Genomic DNA, 15524 nt, shown 5'->3' on the forward strand with positions numbered 1-15524 from the left:
CCACTGGTCGCCCGCGCGGCACACGCCGCCACCGCCGCCTACCAGCGCGCAATGACCAGCAAGCGCGAACGCCTCTACCAGCAGGAAAACCGACGCCTCCGGCAGGAGAACGCGTGGCTCCGGAACGAAGTCCGGCACTGCTGAGACGCCATCGACGTGATGGGCCACGACCTGGAGTCGCGGCGCCGGGAGTTCGTCCTGGGTGAACTTTCCCGGACGGACGCCCGCAGGCGGACGGTGGTAGTCGATCGGCGCCTGCTGGAGGTCCACCTTCGCGAACAGCTCGCCGCCGAGGCCGAGGAAACCGTCCGGGCCACCTACGCGGAGGGCTACGCCGACGGGATCATGCGCCGCAGGACCGACGGCCGAGGTTGAGTTCCCCTATATTTCCCCTACAACGACTCAGGCCCCCTCCGTGGAGGGGGCCTGAGCTGCGGTGGAGTAGCTCCACCTTCCGGGTGACTGATGGGAATTGAACCCACGACAACCGGGACCACAACCCGGTGCTCTGCCAACTGAGCTACAGCCACCATCCGCCGCACCAGGGATCATCCTGACGGCGCGACCAATAATAGCCGCAACCCGCACCACCGCGTCCAGCGGGTTCGACCCTGCGGCTACAGCTTTGCGGCGATCGCCTTGGCGCTCTCCACGTCCGGCCCCGGCAGCGGCACGAAGAGTGTCCGTCGGTAGTACTCGAGCTCCCGGATGCTCTCGCGCACATCGGCCAACGCCCGGTGCGCCAGGCCCTTCTGCGGCTGACTGAAGTACACCCGGGGGTACCAGCGCCGGCAGAGCTCCTTGATCGAGGAGACGTCGATCATGCGGTAGTGCAGGTGATTGTCCAGCCGGGGCATGTCCCGGGCGATGAAACCCCGGTCGGTGGCGATCGAGTTGCCGCAGAGCGGGGCGGTACGGGGGTCCTTCACGTGGCTGGTGATGTAGTCGAGGACCATCTCCTCCGCCTCGGCGAGCCCGACCGTGGAGCGGCGGACCTCCTCGGTGAGCCCGGACTTGGCGTGCATCGTCGCCACGATCTCGGGCATCTTCCCCAGCGCCGCCTCGTCAGCGTGGATCACCACGTCGACGCCCTCACCGAGCACGTTGAGATCGGGGTCGGTGACGAGCGCAGCGACTTCGATCAGCTTGTCGCCGCCGAGGTCCAGGCCGGTCATTTCACAGTCGATCCAGACGAGTAGATCTGCCACCGGCACAGCCTACGCGCAGCCCAGCGACCCGCGCGCCGCGCATCTGGCGGCACCGCGACCGTTAGGGTTCTCTAGTGCCAGCCGAACCCGTCTCCCCTCCCGTCGTCGTCGAGGACGACACCAGCGGGCGGACGGCGCGTCGGATCATCACGGTTCTGGCTATCGCCGCCGTGCTGCCCGCACTCTACCTAAATGGGCGTAAGCACGACTTCTTCGACCTGAAGATCTACATGTCGGCGATGAACTGGTGGGCCACGGGCGAACCGCTCTACGACTACGTCCAGCCGGATCCGGTGCAGGGCGAGCTGTACTTCACCTACCCACCGCTCGGCGCGCTGCTGCTGTCGCCCTTCGCGCTGCTCCGGTTGGGCACCACCGTGACGATCTTCACGGTGCTGACCGTGCTGGCGGTGATGGTGACCACCCGGTGGCTGGTTGACCCGGTGATCGCCCGGCACCACCTGCCGCGCCTCTTCACCCTCACCGTGGCGGTGCTGCTCGTACTCGCTGTGGAGAGCACCCGGGAGACCATCACCTTCGGGCAGATCAACATGCTGTTGGTGGTGTTGATCCTGGCGGACCTGCTGTTCGCCGTGCCGCGGAACGGACGTTGGGCCGGGGTGGGGGTGGGGCTGGCGACGGCACTCAAGCTGTACCCGGGCATCTTCATCGTCTATCTGCTGGCCGCCCGGCAGTGGCGGGCGGCAGCGGTGGCGAGCGCGACGGCGGCGGGAGCGACGCTGCTCGCCGCGGCTGTCCTGCCGCTGGAGTCGTGGCGCTACTGGACGCACGAGCTGTGGGCAACCGACCGGGTCGGCCGCACCGACTACACCGGCAACCAGTCGCTGCTCGGTCTGATCCACCGCCTCACCGTGCCCCAGGAGCCGGACCGACTCCTGTGGCTCGCGCTGGTCGCGGTGGTCGCCGGGTACGGGCTGTGGCGGGCGGCCCGGGCGGCCCGCGCCGGCGACGCGCTGACCGGCCTCACTCTCACCGGCCTGGTTGGTGCGCTGATCAGCCCGATTACCTGGCCCCATCACATCTACTGGTTCGTGCCGGCCGTCGTGGTGCTGGTGGACGCGGCGCTCGGCGCGAGGCCGGGCAGTACGCGCCGCCGGCTGTGGCTGCTCGCCGTCGGCGTCACCATGATCATCGTGTACGGGGTGGTGACGTTCCAGAATTGGGATACCGCCCCGGTGCCCACCGACACGCTCGCCGACTTCGTGGATCGCAACGTGTATGTGCTGCTGGGGCTGGTGCTGCTGGCAACTCTACCGATCCGCAGCAGACCGATTCAATCGGACACTCTTCACGAGATACCCACAGCGCGCTAATCTGACGTCAGGGAACGTAAATGACGTTTCGGTAGCACCGATCCCCCGGTGCGGGACGGCCCTCCGTGTCGGCAGCACGGAGGGCCGTCCCTCGTGCTCCCCGCTACCGCGGCTCCGAGCCGCTACCGCGCCGAGTCCGATGGAGCAGACGGCCGCAGCCGCCGCGCCGGCAGCCGGCCGGAATCAGCCGGCGGGTCGGCCTCCGTCGCCACCGACGACGTCTTCGTGGTGCCGGCGGGCTCGTTGAGCGGCCAGGCCGGGCTGGCCTCCGCGACTCGTCGGCGCCCTGCCGAGCCGGCCTCCGCGACTCGTCGGCGTCCCACCGGGCCGACCGTGCGCTCCCCGGCGGGACGGGGCATCGGGCGGGTTCGCTCACCGAAGACGCCGACCGCCACGAGTTGCCGGGCCGACGCGTCGAGCCGGCTGCCGTCTCGTGCGCCGACCGACTGCTCCCCCGCTCGGGCGGTGGGTGCACCGAGCCCACTGAGCGAGGTCACCCCCAGCCGGCCGGCGAGGAGCGGCACCTGATCCGGCTCGACCACGAAGACCACCTCCCGGGGGCGAACCGGTCGCAGCAACAGCGCCAGGGCCCCCGACACCAGCAGCATCCCGCCGACCAGGAGGGCGACGGTGACCGGCGCGACCCAGCCCTCCCGCAGCTCGGCGCGGAGGTCCAGGGTCAGGTCAGCGCCGAGCGCGGCCCCACCGAGCAGCACCGGAATCCCGGTGACCAACAACAACACCCCGGCGATCACCCGCACGAAGCGCACCGACTTCACCCCTCTCCGTAGTCGAGCACCCGGACGACCTTACCGACCCGAAGCGCCCAAACAGGGGATATCCACGGCCATCGCCGGGAAAGGCGCTGCGGGTCAGGCCTTCGGCGCGGGCTCACGCCGGGAGCGGGTGAAGGCCAGCCCACCCAGCACCAGGCCGCCCAGGCCGGCGACCAGGCCGGCGACGCCGAGACCGACGGCCAGCCCGTCCCCCGCCGCCGCGTCATCCGCCGGCTCATCCGCCGCGGCCGGTGTGCTGTCCTGGGCTGCCGAATCGGCGTCCTCGGTGCCGGCCAGCTCCAGCACCGGGGCCGGTGCCGCCGGCTCCACGCCGTCGGTGGTCGGCTCGTCGATCCACCGCACGATCGCGCCGTCCGAGTAGGTCTGCAACGCCTTGAAGATCATCGTGTCGACCGTGGGTAGCGGCCCCACCGAGACCGGGAACTCCTGGAACGTGCCCGGCCCGATAGCGGCCTCGGGCTGCGCCGTCCAGGTGATCTTCGCTACCGCCTCGGTGATCTGGCTGCCGTGTACCTCCACCGGCTGGTCGAGCGTGCGCTTCTCCACCTCCGCCGTCCAGCCCGGGACCAGCATCGTCGAGACCGACCCGAGCGGAGCGTTCTCCGGCAGGAAGATCTCCACCTTGGTGGTGGACTCGGTGTCACTCTCGTTCGGCACCCGGAAGGCGAAGCGGCCGTACCCGCCCTGGGTTGCCTCCTTCGGGTCGACCGTGATGTGCGCCGCGGCGGGCCCGGCGGAGCCGAACACGGCAGCGGCGACCGCGCCGAGCGCGAGGAGGGCAGTGGTGAAGCTGCGCCGGTGACGGATCATCAAGTGGAACCCTTTCCTATTGGACGGCCACGGTGGTCGCCACCGTGGCCTGGTCGATCTCAGACGTGCGGACGGTCACCCGTAGCTGCCAATCCCCGGCCGCGGGCAGGTTGATCTCGCCGGTCGCGTGGTTGTCGGTCAGTGGCAGCAACGGCACCTCGATCGGTTCGATTCCCGCCGCCGGCAGCTCGATGGTGGCCCGCCATTCCGCCACCGGCTGGGGTCGGTTGTCCGGGGTGTAGGCGTAGAAGTGGACCGAGTTGTTGCCGCGCTTGGCCGGGTCCACCTCGACCTGCAACGAGTACAACGAACTGGTCAGGGTCGTCGAGAAGTAGCCGCTGCTGGACTGGGCGGTGTCGGCGACCGCGGTCCGTGCCGGCGTGGTCTGGACCAGCGCCGCCGCCAGCCCGAGCAGCACGGCGGTGATCGCCAGCTCGACCATGATCGCCCGCCGCACCGGCGCGGGCCGCTCGGCCGCCCTCCGCCGACGCACCAGGGTCCGGGAGTACGCGGCCACCGCGACCACCAGAGCGAAGAGCCCGATCTTGCCAAGCAGCAGCCGACCGTACAGGGTGTCGACGAGGGCCGCGAAGGAGGCGGCCTCGATCAGCGCCTGCACGACCCCGGCGACGAGCAACGCGGAGACGGAGAGCGCCGCCCAACGGGACCAGATCGGCAGGATGGCGGTCAGCTCCCCCTCGTCGGCCTGGCGCAGCAGGAAGCCGACGAGCATCACCAGACCGCCGAGCCAGACCGCCATGCCGCCCAGGTGCACCGCGTCAAGCGCGACCGATACCACCGGGGCCGGGGAGACCGCCGGATGCCCGGAGAGGGGCCAGGTCAACAGGGCCGCACCGCCGAGGACACCCAGGATCACCAGGTCGGTCCGGCCGACCGGGCCGGCCAGCACCGGTCGGAGCACGAACGCCGCCGCCGCGAGGAGGCCGAGTCGGACCAGATGCGCGGCGCCGAAGGCGCTACCCAGCACCGTGCTCAGGCCCGCACCCGTGACATCGAAGACGCCGCCACCGTTGGTGTAGGGGACCTGGAGCCAGCCCGTCGCCAGGGTGGCGAACGCCAGCAGGCCCAGGCCGGTCCACGCCAACCGGGCGGGGCCGCGACGGGACAGCCGGCGGGGCCAGAGCAGGGCGAGAACCAGCACCGGGCCGACCAGGAGCAGCAAGCCGACGTAGCCGAGATACTTGCCGACCTTGATTCCGGCGCTCACCACCGGGTCGGCGCGGCTGTCGCTGCCGGTATCGACCGGGGGTGTTGACGGGGCACCGACGGAGTAGGTGAACGCGCCGGAGACCGGATGACTGTCGGCCGAGATCACCCGAAAGCTGACCAGGTAGGTACCGCGACCGGAGTTCGGGTCGACCGGTATCGCGACGACGGTACCGTCGAAGCTGGGCTCGCCCCGATCAGCCCGCGACCCGTCCGGCGCGATGACCCGGGTCTTGCCCGGCACCTTGCGGACCGACTCACTGAAGGTGAGGACCACCTCGGTGGGCGCGTCCGGCACCACCGCCGACGAGGCCGGGCTGCTACTCACCAGCACCGCGTGGGCGCTGGCCGGGCCAGCCGGGGCGACCAGTAGGGCAACGAGGGCGATCAGGAGACCACCGGCCGCGGTGAGCCGGGCGGTCCAGCGGCGGAGGACGACACTCATACCCGTCATGCTCACCCAGAACGCTCCCTGATGCCCAACCGGACCTGGGTCGGCGGGTGACCCGCGACCGGGCCGTTCCACCCCGTACCGAGTGGGTAGTCGGTCCGCGCCCGGAAAAAGTTCCCGACGTGGCAAACCCCATCTGGGGACAAAGGTCCCTACCGTCACCGCTCGCTCCGCGTAGCCTGGACTGTCATGATCCTGGGCCCCGCGCGACACCGCATCCGCTGGTCCCGCCGTTGGCGTGGCGTGGATCGGTGGAGCCCGGGAACGGGCCGGGGGCGAGGAGCGACCACATGAGCGTGACCACATCGCACAGCCGCTTTCCCCGCTGGCGGGTCGTCCGCCCCTGGATCGGCCTCGCCGTCCGATTCGGCCTGGCCGCGGTCTGGCTCCTCGCCGGCGCCTCCAAGGTTGGGGACCTCGCCGCCTCCGGCCGAGCGGTACACGCGTACCAGATCTTCCCGTACGACGTGTCGGTCGTGGTCGGTGCCGTGCTGCCCTTCCTCGAACTGGCCCTCGGCGTACTCGTGCTGCTCGGGTTGGCGACCCGGCTGACTGCCGGAGTGTCCGTGGCGTTGCTGCTGGTCTTCATTGCCGGCATCGTCTCGGCCTGGACGCGCGGGTTGAGCATCGACTGCGGCTGTTTCGGCATCGGCGGCGAGCTGGCCGCGGGGGAGACCCCAAGCTACCTCCCGGAGATCCTCCGGGACCTGGGATTCCTGGCATTGGCCGGGTTCCTGTTGATCTGGCCCCGCACCCCGTTCTCGGTGGACGGCTGGTTGCTGGGCGAACGCGCAGTGGAGGACGAGGATGAGTAGTCGGAAGGGCCGCAAGGAGGCCGCCCGGGTGGTCCGGGAGCAGCTGGCCCAGGAGCGGCGGCGCAAGCGGACGCTGTGGGTGTCGGTGACCGCCGTCTTCGTGCTGGTGATCGCCGGCTTCGTCGGCTGGGCCGTCTACTCCGAGCAGCGCGCCGGCGAGTTCACCCCGCCACCGGGCGCCAACGACGCCGGCACCGGCATCGTGTACGGCTCCGGGCCGGTCACCATCGACCTGTACGAGGACTACCTCTGCCCGGCCTGCAAGCAGTTCCAGGAGATCAGCGGCGAGACCGTTGACCAGCTCGCGGACGAGGGCAAGGCGCAGGTGGTCTTCCACCCGGTGGCGATCCTGGACAGTCGCTCCACCACCCAGTACTCGACCCGCTCCTCCGCCGCCGCGGGCTGCGCCTCGGCCGGCGGGAAGTTCCGCGAGTTCAGCGAGGCGCTCTTTGCGCAGCAGCCGGCCGAGGACGGCGCCCAGCTCAACAACGACGAGCTGATCGACCTCGGCGTCGGGGTCGGCCTGGATCAGGACAGCTTCGGCTCCTGTGTCAAGGACGGCACCTATCTGTCCTGGACCAAGCACGTGACCGAGGAGTCCAGCCGGGCGAACGTCTCCGGTACGCCGACGGTCCTGGTCAACGGGGAGCCGGTAGCCGATTGGACGCCGGAGAGCATCCGGGCCGCGGTGGAGGCCGCCAGCTGATCCGTACCCGGATCAGTGGGGCGTCGGACGGGGCGTGAATCCGTAGGGCAGCTCGAGGCGGTGCCGGGCGAGCAGCGCCTCGTCTGCCAGGATCTCCCCGGTGGGGCCGTCGGCGACGAGCCGGCCGGCGTCCAGGATGACCGAGCGTTCGCAGAGCTCCAGCGCGTACGGCAGATCGTGGGTGACCATCAGCAGGGTCACCGGCAGGGCCCGCAGGATCTCGGCCAGTTCGCGCCGGGCGGCCGGGTCGAGGTTGGACGACGGCTCGTCCAGCACCAGGATCTCCGGGTGCATGGCGAGCACCGTCGCCACCGCGACCCGGCGACGCTGCCCGAACGACAGGTGGTGCGGGGCGCGGTCCCGGTGCTCGCTCATCCCGACCGCGGCAAGCGCCTCGTCCACCCGGGTCGTCAGCTCGGCGCCGCGCAGCCCCAGGTTGGCCGGGCCGAACGCCACGTCCTCGGCGACGGTGGGCAGGAAGAGCTGGTCGTCCGGGTCCTGAAAGACGATGCCCACCCGCCGGCGCACCTCGGCCAGGGTCGACCGGTCCGGGCGGACGGTCAGCCCGCCGACGGTCACACTCCCGGCGGTGGGGGTGAGAATGCCGTTGAGGTGCAGCACCAGGGTGGTCTTCCCAGCACCGTTCGGCCCGAGCAGCGCCACCCGGTCGCCGCGGGGCACGGTCAGCTCCACGCCGCGCAGCGCCGCATGCCCGTCCGGGTAGGCGTAGTGCACATCGCGCACGTCGAGGCTCGGGGGCGTCATCGGCTGCACGCCTCCGATCATGTCAGGACCAGTGCGGTGGCGGCGACGCCGGCCGCTACGGCGGGGACGGTCGAGGCGAGCAGCCACTGCCCGGCGGTCGCCGCCGCCGTGCCCTGCCACACCTGGGGCATCCGCCCGGTGTAGCCCCGGGACAGCATCGCCAGGTACACCCGCTCCCCCCGCTCGTAGGCGCGCAGGAACAGCGCCCCCACCCCGGTCGCGAACCCCCGCAGCTGCCACACGAAGCGCGGATCGTCTCCCCGGGACAGGCGGGCCACCCGCATCCGCCGAACCTCACCGACCAGCACCTCCAGGTAGCGCAGCATGAAGGCGGCGATCTGGGTGAGCAGCTGCGGGCAGCGCAGCCGGTCCAACCCGACGATCAGGTCCCGGGTGCTGGTGGTCGCGGCCAGCAGCAACGACGCCAGGACGCCCAGGGTGCCCTTGGCGAGGACGTTCCACGCCCCGTACAGCCCGTCCACGGAGACCGACAGGCCGAGGAGTTCGGTCCGCTCGCCCGCGCCGAGGAACGGCAGGGCGAACGCGAACAGTACGAACGGCAGCTCGATCAGCGACCGGCGCAGCAGCCAGCCGGGCCGAACCCGGGCCACCGCCGCGACCAGCGCCACCAGCACGGCGTAGCCGCCGAAGGCCCAGAGTGCCTCCCGGGGGGTGGCGACCACGGCGAGGGTGAAGGCCACCATCGCCGCGATCTTCACCTCGGGGGGCAGCCGGTGCACCGGTGAGTCGGAGCAGTGGTAGAGCAGCTGGGTGTGCCCGGCGCCCACGGCCCGCTCCTCAGCCCACTCCGGCGGCGGAGGACGGCTGCGCCGCCGCGTCGCCATCCCCGGTGGCCTGCTGCCCGGCCCGGCGACGGACCAGCCAGAACCCGCCCCCGGCCAGGGCGAAGGTCAGCAGCACGCCGACGACGCCGGAGAGCCCGGTGGCGAGGGCGTCGTCAGCGATGCCGGTGACGCCGTAGTCGGCCAGCGGGCCGCCGATCTCGTGCTCCTGTTCCCGCTGCGCCGGACAGTCACCGCCGGTGACCGTGCCCTCCGCGTCAACGGTGCAGCCCTCCCGCAGTGCGGACTCCAGCCCGTCCGGGTCGGCCGACGCGAAGCCACTCACCACGCCGGCCAGCAGGAGGGAGACCAGCAGTCCGCTGGCGATGAAGCCCCAAGTCCGTTTCCTCACCGGGCACCTCCAACAGCCGGGATGGGGGTCGGCGCGACCGGTCCGCGGGCGCGCAGCGCATACACAAGGTCGGGTCGGGCCTTCGCGACGGTCAGCACCGTCATCGCGGTGATCAGGCCCTCACCGATGCCGATCAGCAGGTGCGTGACGGCGATCGTGCCGGCCAGGCCGGCGATGTTGTCGCCGAGATCGACGGCGCCACCGAGTTGGTACTGGAGGACGAAGCCCAGCGCCGCAGCCACGACGCTGACCAGCGCCGAGACGAACGCCGTCACGGCGAGCCCGGCCGGCGTACGCGGCAGCACCCGCAGCAGCGCGACGATCAGCAGGTACGCGGCGGCGGTGCCAATGATCGCCAGGTTGGTGATGTTGAGACCGAGCATCGCCACGCCGCCGTCGCCGAAGACCAGCGCCTGCACGGTCAGCACGACGGCCACGCAGAGCGCGCCGACCCACGGCCCCACCAGCAACGCGGCGAGCGCACCACCGAGCAGGTGGCCGCTGATCCCGGCGGTGAAGATCGGGAAGTTGATCATCTGCACGGCGAAGATGAAGGCGGCGACCAGGCCGGCCATCGGTGCCAGCCGATCGTCCAGGTGTTGCCGGCCGCGCTGGACGCAGAGCGCCATCGCCGCCAGTGCGATCACCGCGAAGATCGCGGCGACGGGACCGTTGATGATCCCGTTGGAGATGTGCATCGCCAGGTTCTCCACGCGACCTCCCCATGTGTCCGGCGGGTCTGTCCACGCCACCGCATCAGGTTATTAGGCGAGCTCTGCTGTTGCCAATCCTTGGCAACAAGAGATGATGTCGGTCACGTCGCCGTCGCTACCAGCGACGAACGAGGTTGCCGACGGGAGACGAAGTTGCCGACCGGACGCGCTCCTCGCCGGAGAGCCGAGCGCCACGCCACCGGGGTCACCGAAGCGAACCAGGAGCTGGCGCGGCGGTAGGGTCGCAGCCATGACCGCGCCAGCCCGCCTCTCCCCCGGCGACACCGCCCCCGACTTCACCCTCCCCACCGACAGCGGCGACCAGCTCGCGCTGGCCGACCTCCGCGGCCGCAAGGTGCTGCTCTACGCCTACCCGGCCGCGATGACCCCCGGCTGCACCAAGCAGGCCTGCGACTTCCGCGACTCCCTCGCCTCGCTCCAGGCCGCCGGCTACGAGGTGGTCGGCATCTCCCCGGACAAGCCGGAGAAGCTGGCCACGTTCCGCGAACGGGACGCCATCACGTTCCCGCTCGTCTCCGACACCGACCGGGCGGTGCTCGCCGCGTACGGGGCGTACGGCGAGAAGCAGTCGTACGGCAGGACGGTCACCGGGGTCATCCGCTCGACGTTCGTCATCGACGCCGACGGGCGCATCGAGCGGGCGTTCTACAACGTCCGGGCGACCGGCCACGTCGCCAAGCTCCGTCGCGATCTCGGCCTGGACTGACCGGCCACGTCGCCAAGCTCCGTCGCGATCTCGGCCTGGACTGAACCGACGCCCGCCGGGCCGCGCGCCCGCGTCCCCGGATGGTTATCGTCGGCGCGCCGAGCTGACCACCCGGGCGGGGCGCAGGCCCGCCGCCGGAGGCTCTAGACTCTTCCCGGCAAGCGGGAGTGGCGTAATTGGCAGCCGCGCAGGTCTTAGGAGCCTGTGTCCGAGAGGACGTGGGGGTTCGAGTCCCCCCTCCCGCACCACTCAGAGGGTCTCCACCAGCCGGAACCGCTCCAGCACGGCCAGCGTGTCGTCGTCCACGGTGAAGCCCGGATCGCCGACCCACCCTCGATAGTCCGCTCCGTGCCAGTACTTCTCGTGCCCCGCTCGCCAGGCGGCGACCGAGTCGAACCCCTCGCCCTCGTCCCGGGCGTGGTCCAGGTCCACGTCGCCGAGCCGGCTGACCCGCACCTCGGTCAGCTCGATCACGGCCACCCGGCGACCAGCAGAATCGATCACCGCCGCCCGGGTGCCCGCGACCGGCAGCGCTTCCCCTTCGATCTCGTAGTCCTGGCGCAGGCCGGTCGTGGTGGTCTTGGTCCCCGCGAGCACCGCGGCGACCAGCTTGTCCCGCAACGGACCGGGGAAGGCGAACTCGAACGGTGGCAGCTCTGCGATCATGGGCGGACCCTAACCTGGTTGGCCCCGTCGGGCTCGTCACTTTTCGGGCGGTGGTCCTACCCGACCGGTCAGGATGAGCAGCGTGGCCCTCCGGTTCGTGCTCGACCCCGACCTGACGCCCGAGCTCCGCGCGGACATCGTCGCGCTCTGGGTTGACGTCACCAACGCCGGTGGCGCGGTGGGTTTCGTCGCGCCGGTCACCGCCGCCGAGGTGCGGACCATTGCCGACCCGACCCTCGCGGCGGTCGCCGACGGCCCGGACCGGCTACTCCTCGGCTACGCCGGCGACCAACTCGTCACGATGGCGATTTTCACCGACAACCGGTTTCACCTGAAGACCCACTACCGGGTCCTCACCCGGGTCATGGTCCACCCGGACTGTCAGGGCGAGGGCTACGGCCTGGATCTGATGCGCGCGGCGGAGCGCATCGGCCGCCGGTGGGGGCTCGCCGCGCTCCAGATCACCGTCCGGGACGGGTTGGGGCTGGACCGCTTCTACCGGCGCCTCGGCTACCGCGAGGTGGGGCGGTTGCCGGGCGCGCTGCGGGTGGCGGCGGGAGATGATCGGGACGAGCTCTACATGTGGCTCGATCTGAGCACCGACCGGCCCGAGTGATGAACGAAGCCCCGGGAATGAGCTGCGGGCCCGGGAATGAGCTGCGGCCTGGCCTGACCCGCTGCGGTCACTCGGCGGGCACGACCTCGTCGCCGACGGCGACCCGACCGGTCTCGACGGGCACCATCCGCAGCCCGAAGAGAAGCTTCTGCCGCACCTTGCGGTAGCGGCCAAGGGTGACCAGCGGCTCCTTCCCCCGGACCCCGGTCTCCTGGTCGGTGGTGGTGACCACACAACGATCAGCCGGGCCAGCGGCGCGGAAGGTGACACCGCCGATGCGCACCGGGCGGGCGACCCAGTCGTCCTCCGCCCAGGCCTGCGCTCCGGTGACCACGAGGTTCGGGCGGAAGCGGGTCATCGGCACCGGCGGCTCGCCGGCCTCGGCCAGCCATCCGTTGAGCGCGTCGAGCGAGGCGGTGCTGGCGAGCAAGATCGGGGCCTCGTCGGCGAAGGTGACCTGGTCACCTGGGTCATGCTCGCGGTCGGCGGCGGCGATGTGACGGGCCGGCCGGGCCAACCACACCAGGCGGGCCGGGCGGCCGAGGAACCGGCTGACCCAGGTCTCGGCGGCCGAACCGGCGGTGTGCGCCCGCACGTCCAGCTTGCGGCTGCGGAAGGTACGCACGGCGATCGGGACACCGTCCACCGGCTCCGCGACATCGAGGTCGGGGTGGCCGGCGGCACGCAGGGTGAGACCCCCGGCTCGGGCCACCGCGCGCAGCGCGACGAGGCTGCTGACCTGGCGTTGGGTGATGCCGATGCCCGCCGCGTCTACGAGCATCCAGCGCCGGTCGCCGGCCAGGCCCCAGGGCAGCACCGGGGCGGCATCGTGGTCCCGCCGCCGACACCCTTTGACGGGGTAGGTGTGAATAGCGCTCAGCCGCATCGACCCACCCTGCCACTCGTACCCCGCCCGAGGCCGGCCGCAGCAGCCCCGGTTGCCGATGAAAGTTAATATACATAAGGTCGAAACATGAATGAAAGATCCGTCGTGCCCCCGGGTGACCGGGTGCTGGACCTGTTCCGCGGGGTTCGGCTCACCCCGACCCAGCGACGGATCGCGCACTGCCTCGTCCAGCAGGGCCCGGCGGTGGCGTACCTGTCGGCGGCGGAGGTCGCCGAGTTGGCCGGGGTGAGTCAACCCTCGGTGACCCGCTTCGCGATGGCCCTCGGCCACGACGGCTACCCCACCCTGCGCCGCCGTCTCCGGGAGCTGACCGCGGCACCCCGCGACGAACGACCGAACCCGGACAACGAACTCCAGCAGGCGGTACGCGCCGAGATCGAGAACCTGGACCGGCTCGCCGACCAGTTCGCCGACCGGGACCGCGTCGCCGCCGCCGGCCGGCTCCTCGCCGCCAGCCACCCGCTGCCGGTGCTCGGCCTCCGCGCCGCCGCGCCGCTGGCCGCCTACTTCGCCTACTTCGCCGCCAAGGTGCTCCCGGACGTACGGGTCCTCGACGACGGCGGCAGCCTGCTCACCGACCGGATCGAACAGGCCGCCGAGGCCGGTGCGACCGCCCTGCTCGCCCTCGTGCTGCCCCGCTACCCCCGGGAGGCCCTCGACGCCCTGCGCGAGGCCCGGACGGCGGGCCTGACCGTCGTCGCCATCACCGACTCGCCGGTCAGCCCGGCCGGCGAGCACGCCGACGTGCTGCTTCCCGCCGCCGTCGGCGCACAGCTCGTGTTCGACCTACACACCGCACCGATGACCCTGGCCATGGTGCTACTCCAGGCGATCTGCGACGCCGCACCCGTTCAAACCCAACGACGGTTGGAGGCGTTCGAGGCCTCTGCCGCCCGTCGTCAGTTGTTCCTTGGTTAGGAGGTTCCTCATGACCCAGCCGATCCGCGCCGCCCGCGGCACCACCCGCACCGCCCGGGGTTGGCCCCAGGAAGCCGCACGGCGGATGCTGATGAACAACCTCGACCCGGAGGTGGCCGAACGCCCCGAAGACCTGGTCGTCTACGGCGGGACCGGGAAGGCCGCGCGGGACTGGCCGTCGTACCGCGCGTTGTTGACCACTCTCACCGAGCTGCGCGACGACGAGACGATGCTGGTGCAGTCCGGCCGGCCGGTCGCGGTGATGCGGACCCACGAGTGGGCGCCGCGGGTGCTGCTGGCCAACTCCAACCTGGTCGGCGACTGGGCCACCTGGCCGGAGTTCCGCCGGCTGGAACAGCTCGGCCTGACCATGTACGGGCAGATGACCGCCGGATCGTGGATCTACATCGGCACCCAGGGCATCCTCCAGGGCACCTACGAGACGTTCGCGGCCGTCGCCGCGAAGCGGTTCGGTGGGTCGCTGGCCGGCACGCTGACGCTGACCGCCGGCTGCGGTGGGATGGGTGGGGCCCAGCCACTCGCCGTGACCATGAACGGCGGTGCCTGCCTGATCGTGGACGTTGACCGCTCCCGCCTCGAACGCCGGGTACGCGAGCGCTACCTGGACGAGGTCGCCGACTCACTCGACGACGCGGTGCAGCGGGCAACCGCCGCCCGCAGCGAACGGCGGGCGCGCAGCATCGGCGTGGTCGGCAACGCGGCCACCGTATTCCCCGAGCTGCTGCGCCGAGGCGTCCCGGTGGACGTGGTCACCGACCAGACCAGCGCCCACGACCCGCTGTCGTACCTGCCGGAAGGGGTTGAGCTGGCCGACGCCCGCGACTACGCGGCGGCCAAGCCGGCCGAGTTCACCGACCGGGCCCGCGCGTCGATGGCCCGACACGTCGAGGCGATGGTCGGCTTCCTCGACGCGGGCGCCGAGGTCTTCGACTACGGCAACTCGATCCGCGGCGAGGCACGACTCGGTGGCTACACCCGCGCCTTCGACTTCCCGGGATTCGTGCCCGCCTACATCCGGCCGCTGTTCTGCGCGGGCAAGGGCCCGTTCCGGTGGGCGGCGCTCTCCGGCGACCCGGCCGACATCGCCGCCACCGACCGGGCCATCCTCGAACTCTTCCCGGAGAACGAGCAGCTGGCCCGATGGATCCGGATGGCCGGCGACCGGGTGGCGTTCCAGGGGCTGCCGGCTCGGATCTGCTGGCTCGGCTACGGCGAACGGGACCGGGCCGGGGTACGGTTCAACGAGATGGTCGCCGCCGGAGAGCTCTCCGCGCCGGTGGTCATCGGCCGGGATCACCTGGACTGCGGTAGCGTCGCCAGCCCATACCGGGAGACCGAGGCGATGGCCGACGGCTCCGACGCGATCGCCGACTGGCCGCTGCTCAACGCCCTGGTGAACACCGCCAGCGGAGCCTCCTGGGTCTCCCTCCACCACGGTGGCGGGGTCGGGATCGGCCGCTCCATCCACGCCGGCCAGGTCTGCGTCGCCGACGGCACCGCCCTCGCCGGGCAGAAGATCGAACGAGTCCTCACCAACGACCCGGCGATGGGCGTCGTACGGCACGTTGACGCCGGCTACGACGACGCCCGGCAGGTCGCCGAGCACACCGGCCTGCACATCCCGATGGCGACGGCGTAAGGAGAGCTCC

17 protein-coding genes, 2 tRNA genes and 1 pseudogene are annotated in these 15524 nt (G+C 71.3%); 9 read left to right on the forward strand and 11 right to left on the reverse strand.

Going from position 1 to position 15524, the window contains the following annotated elements:
• A pseudogene (locus SALPAC6_RS30990) lies at positions 1-375 on the forward strand (hypothetical protein); the annotation flags it as partial.
• Positions 376-457: 82 nt separating this feature from the next.
• Here the strand turns inward: SALPAC6_RS30990 and SALPAC6_RS0113370 are convergent.
• Both SALPAC6_RS0113370 and orn read right to left on the reverse strand, forming a co-directional pair.
• Positions 458-530: transfer RNA gene (locus SALPAC6_RS0113370), tRNA-His, on the reverse strand.
• A gap of 87 nt (positions 531-617) precedes the next feature.
• Complete coding sequence (gene orn / locus SALPAC6_RS0113375) at positions 618-1214, reverse strand: oligoribonuclease (RefSeq protein WP_026189642.1); 597 nt, start codon at positions 1212-1214, stop codon at positions 618-620.
• A 68-nt stretch (positions 1215-1282) separates the two neighbouring features.
• Between orn and SALPAC6_RS0113380 the strand changes: the two genes are divergently transcribed.
• Positions 1283-2542 (forward strand): glycosyltransferase 87 family protein, encoded by a 1260-nt coding sequence (locus tag SALPAC6_RS0113380; protein ID WP_018253911.1) that lies wholly within the window; start codon positions 1283-1285, stop codon positions 2540-2542.
• Positions 2543-2664: 122 nt separating this feature from the next.
• Here the strand turns inward: SALPAC6_RS0113380 and SALPAC6_RS0113385 are convergent, their stop codons facing one another.
• The 3 genes from SALPAC6_RS0113385 to SALPAC6_RS0113395 all read right to left on the reverse strand — a co-directional run bounded on the left by SALPAC6_RS0113385 (position 2665) and on the right by SALPAC6_RS0113395 (position 5830).
• Positions 2665-3312 carry a hypothetical protein gene (locus SALPAC6_RS0113385; protein ID WP_026189643.1) on the reverse strand — a complete coding sequence of 216 codons (648 nt, stop codon included), beginning with the start codon at positions 3310-3312 and terminating at the stop codon, positions 2665-2667.
• A 102-nt stretch (positions 3313-3414) separates the two neighbouring features.
• Positions 3415-4149, reverse strand: a complete 735-nt coding sequence (locus SALPAC6_RS0113390; RefSeq protein WP_018253913.1) for a YcnI family copper-binding membrane protein — start codon at positions 4147-4149, stop codon at positions 3415-3417.
• A 16-nt stretch (positions 4150-4165) separates the two neighbouring features.
• The gene (locus SALPAC6_RS0113395) at positions 4166-5830 is read right to left on the reverse strand and encodes a copper resistance CopC/CopD family protein (protein ID WP_026189644.1); all 1665 of its coding nucleotides are present in this window, start codon (positions 5828-5830) and stop codon (positions 4166-4168) included.
• Between the two features lie 287 nt (positions 5831-6117).
• Here SALPAC6_RS0113395 and SALPAC6_RS0113400 point away from each other — a divergent pair, with 287 nt between their 5' ends.
• A complete protein-coding gene (locus SALPAC6_RS0113400; protein WP_018253915.1) occupies positions 6118-6642 on the forward strand; it encodes a MauE/DoxX family redox-associated membrane protein in 525 nt (174 codons plus the stop codon).
• Positions 6635-7348 (forward strand): DsbA family protein, encoded by a 714-nt coding sequence (locus SALPAC6_RS0113405; protein ID WP_018253916.1) that lies wholly within the window; start codon positions 6635-6637, stop codon positions 7346-7348. The genes SALPAC6_RS0113400 and SALPAC6_RS0113405 overlap by 8 nt, the downstream gene beginning before the upstream one ends.
• A 12-nt stretch (positions 7349-7360) precedes the next feature.
• Here the strand turns inward: SALPAC6_RS0113405 and SALPAC6_RS0113410 are convergent, their stop codons facing one another.
• The 4 genes from SALPAC6_RS0113410 to SALPAC6_RS0113425 are packed head-to-tail and all read right to left on the reverse strand — an operon-like array spanning position 7361 to position 10020.
• On the reverse strand, positions 7361-8134 hold the full coding sequence (locus SALPAC6_RS0113410) for an energy-coupling factor ABC transporter ATP-binding protein (protein ID WP_026189645.1): 774 nt from the start codon (positions 8132-8134) through the stop codon (positions 7361-7363).
• On the reverse strand, positions 8131-8901 hold the full coding sequence (gene cbiQ / locus SALPAC6_RS0113415) for a cobalt ECF transporter T component CbiQ (RefSeq protein WP_018253918.1): 771 nt from the start codon (positions 8899-8901) through the stop codon (positions 8131-8133). The genes SALPAC6_RS0113410 and cbiQ overlap by 4 nt, the downstream gene beginning before the upstream one ends.
• Positions 8902-8911: 10 nt before the next feature.
• Positions 8912-9307 carry a PDGLE domain-containing protein gene (locus tag SALPAC6_RS0113420; RefSeq protein WP_018253919.1) on the reverse strand — a complete coding sequence of 132 codons (396 nt, stop codon included), beginning with the start codon at positions 9305-9307 and terminating at the stop codon, positions 8912-8914.
• Positions 9304-10020, reverse strand: a complete 717-nt coding sequence (locus tag SALPAC6_RS0113425) for an energy-coupling factor ABC transporter permease (RefSeq protein ID WP_018253920.1) — start codon at positions 10018-10020, stop codon at positions 9304-9306. Before SALPAC6_RS0113425 ends, SALPAC6_RS0113420 begins: the two co-directional genes overlap by 4 nt.
• A gap of 250 nt (positions 10021-10270) precedes the next feature.
• Between SALPAC6_RS0113425 and bcp the strand changes: the two genes are divergently transcribed.
• Together bcp and SALPAC6_RS0113435 are read left to right on the forward strand one after the other, a co-directional pair.
• Positions 10271-10747, forward strand: coding sequence for a thioredoxin-dependent thiol peroxidase (bcp, locus tag SALPAC6_RS0113430; RefSeq protein ID WP_018253921.1), 477 nt, complete (start codon positions 10271-10273; stop codon positions 10745-10747).
• Between the two features lie 161 nt (positions 10748-10908).
• A tRNA-Leu gene (locus SALPAC6_RS0113435) sits at positions 10909-10995 on the forward strand.
• 1 nt (position 10996) lies between these two features.
• Here SALPAC6_RS0113435 and SALPAC6_RS0113440 read toward each other — a convergent pair.
• Positions 10997-11413, reverse strand: a complete 417-nt coding sequence (locus SALPAC6_RS0113440) for an ASCH domain-containing protein (protein WP_018253922.1) — start codon at positions 11411-11413, stop codon at positions 10997-10999.
• A 73-nt stretch (positions 11414-11486) separates the two neighbouring features.
• Between SALPAC6_RS0113440 and SALPAC6_RS0113445 the strand changes: the two genes are divergently transcribed.
• The gene (locus SALPAC6_RS0113445) at positions 11487-12029 is read left to right on the forward strand and encodes a GNAT family N-acetyltransferase (RefSeq protein ID WP_033666675.1); all 543 of its coding nucleotides are present in this window, start codon (positions 11487-11489) and stop codon (positions 12027-12029) included.
• A 67-nt stretch (positions 12030-12096) separates the two neighbouring features.
• Here SALPAC6_RS0113445 and SALPAC6_RS0113450 read toward each other — a convergent pair whose 3' ends face one another.
• Complete coding sequence (locus SALPAC6_RS0113450) at positions 12097-12915, reverse strand: MOSC domain-containing protein (protein WP_018253924.1); 819 nt, start codon at positions 12913-12915, stop codon at positions 12097-12099.
• An 87-nt stretch (positions 12916-13002) separates the two neighbouring features.
• Here SALPAC6_RS0113450 and SALPAC6_RS0113455 point away from each other — a divergent pair, with 87 nt between their 5' ends.
• A complete protein-coding gene (locus SALPAC6_RS0113455; protein WP_026189646.1) occupies positions 13003-13854 on the forward strand; it encodes a MurR/RpiR family transcriptional regulator in 852 nt (283 codons plus the stop codon).
• Between the two features lie 10 nt (positions 13855-13864).
• On the forward strand, positions 13865-15514 hold the full coding sequence (gene hutU, locus SALPAC6_RS0113460; RefSeq protein ID WP_018253926.1) for a urocanate hydratase: 1650 nt from the start codon (positions 13865-13867) through the stop codon (positions 15512-15514).
• The last annotated feature ends 10 nt before the right edge of the window (positions 15515-15524 follow it).

Source organism: Salinispora mooreana (assembly GCF_000379065.1).
Lineage (GTDB): Bacteria > Actinomycetota > Actinomycetes > Mycobacteriales > Micromonosporaceae > Micromonospora > Micromonospora mooreana.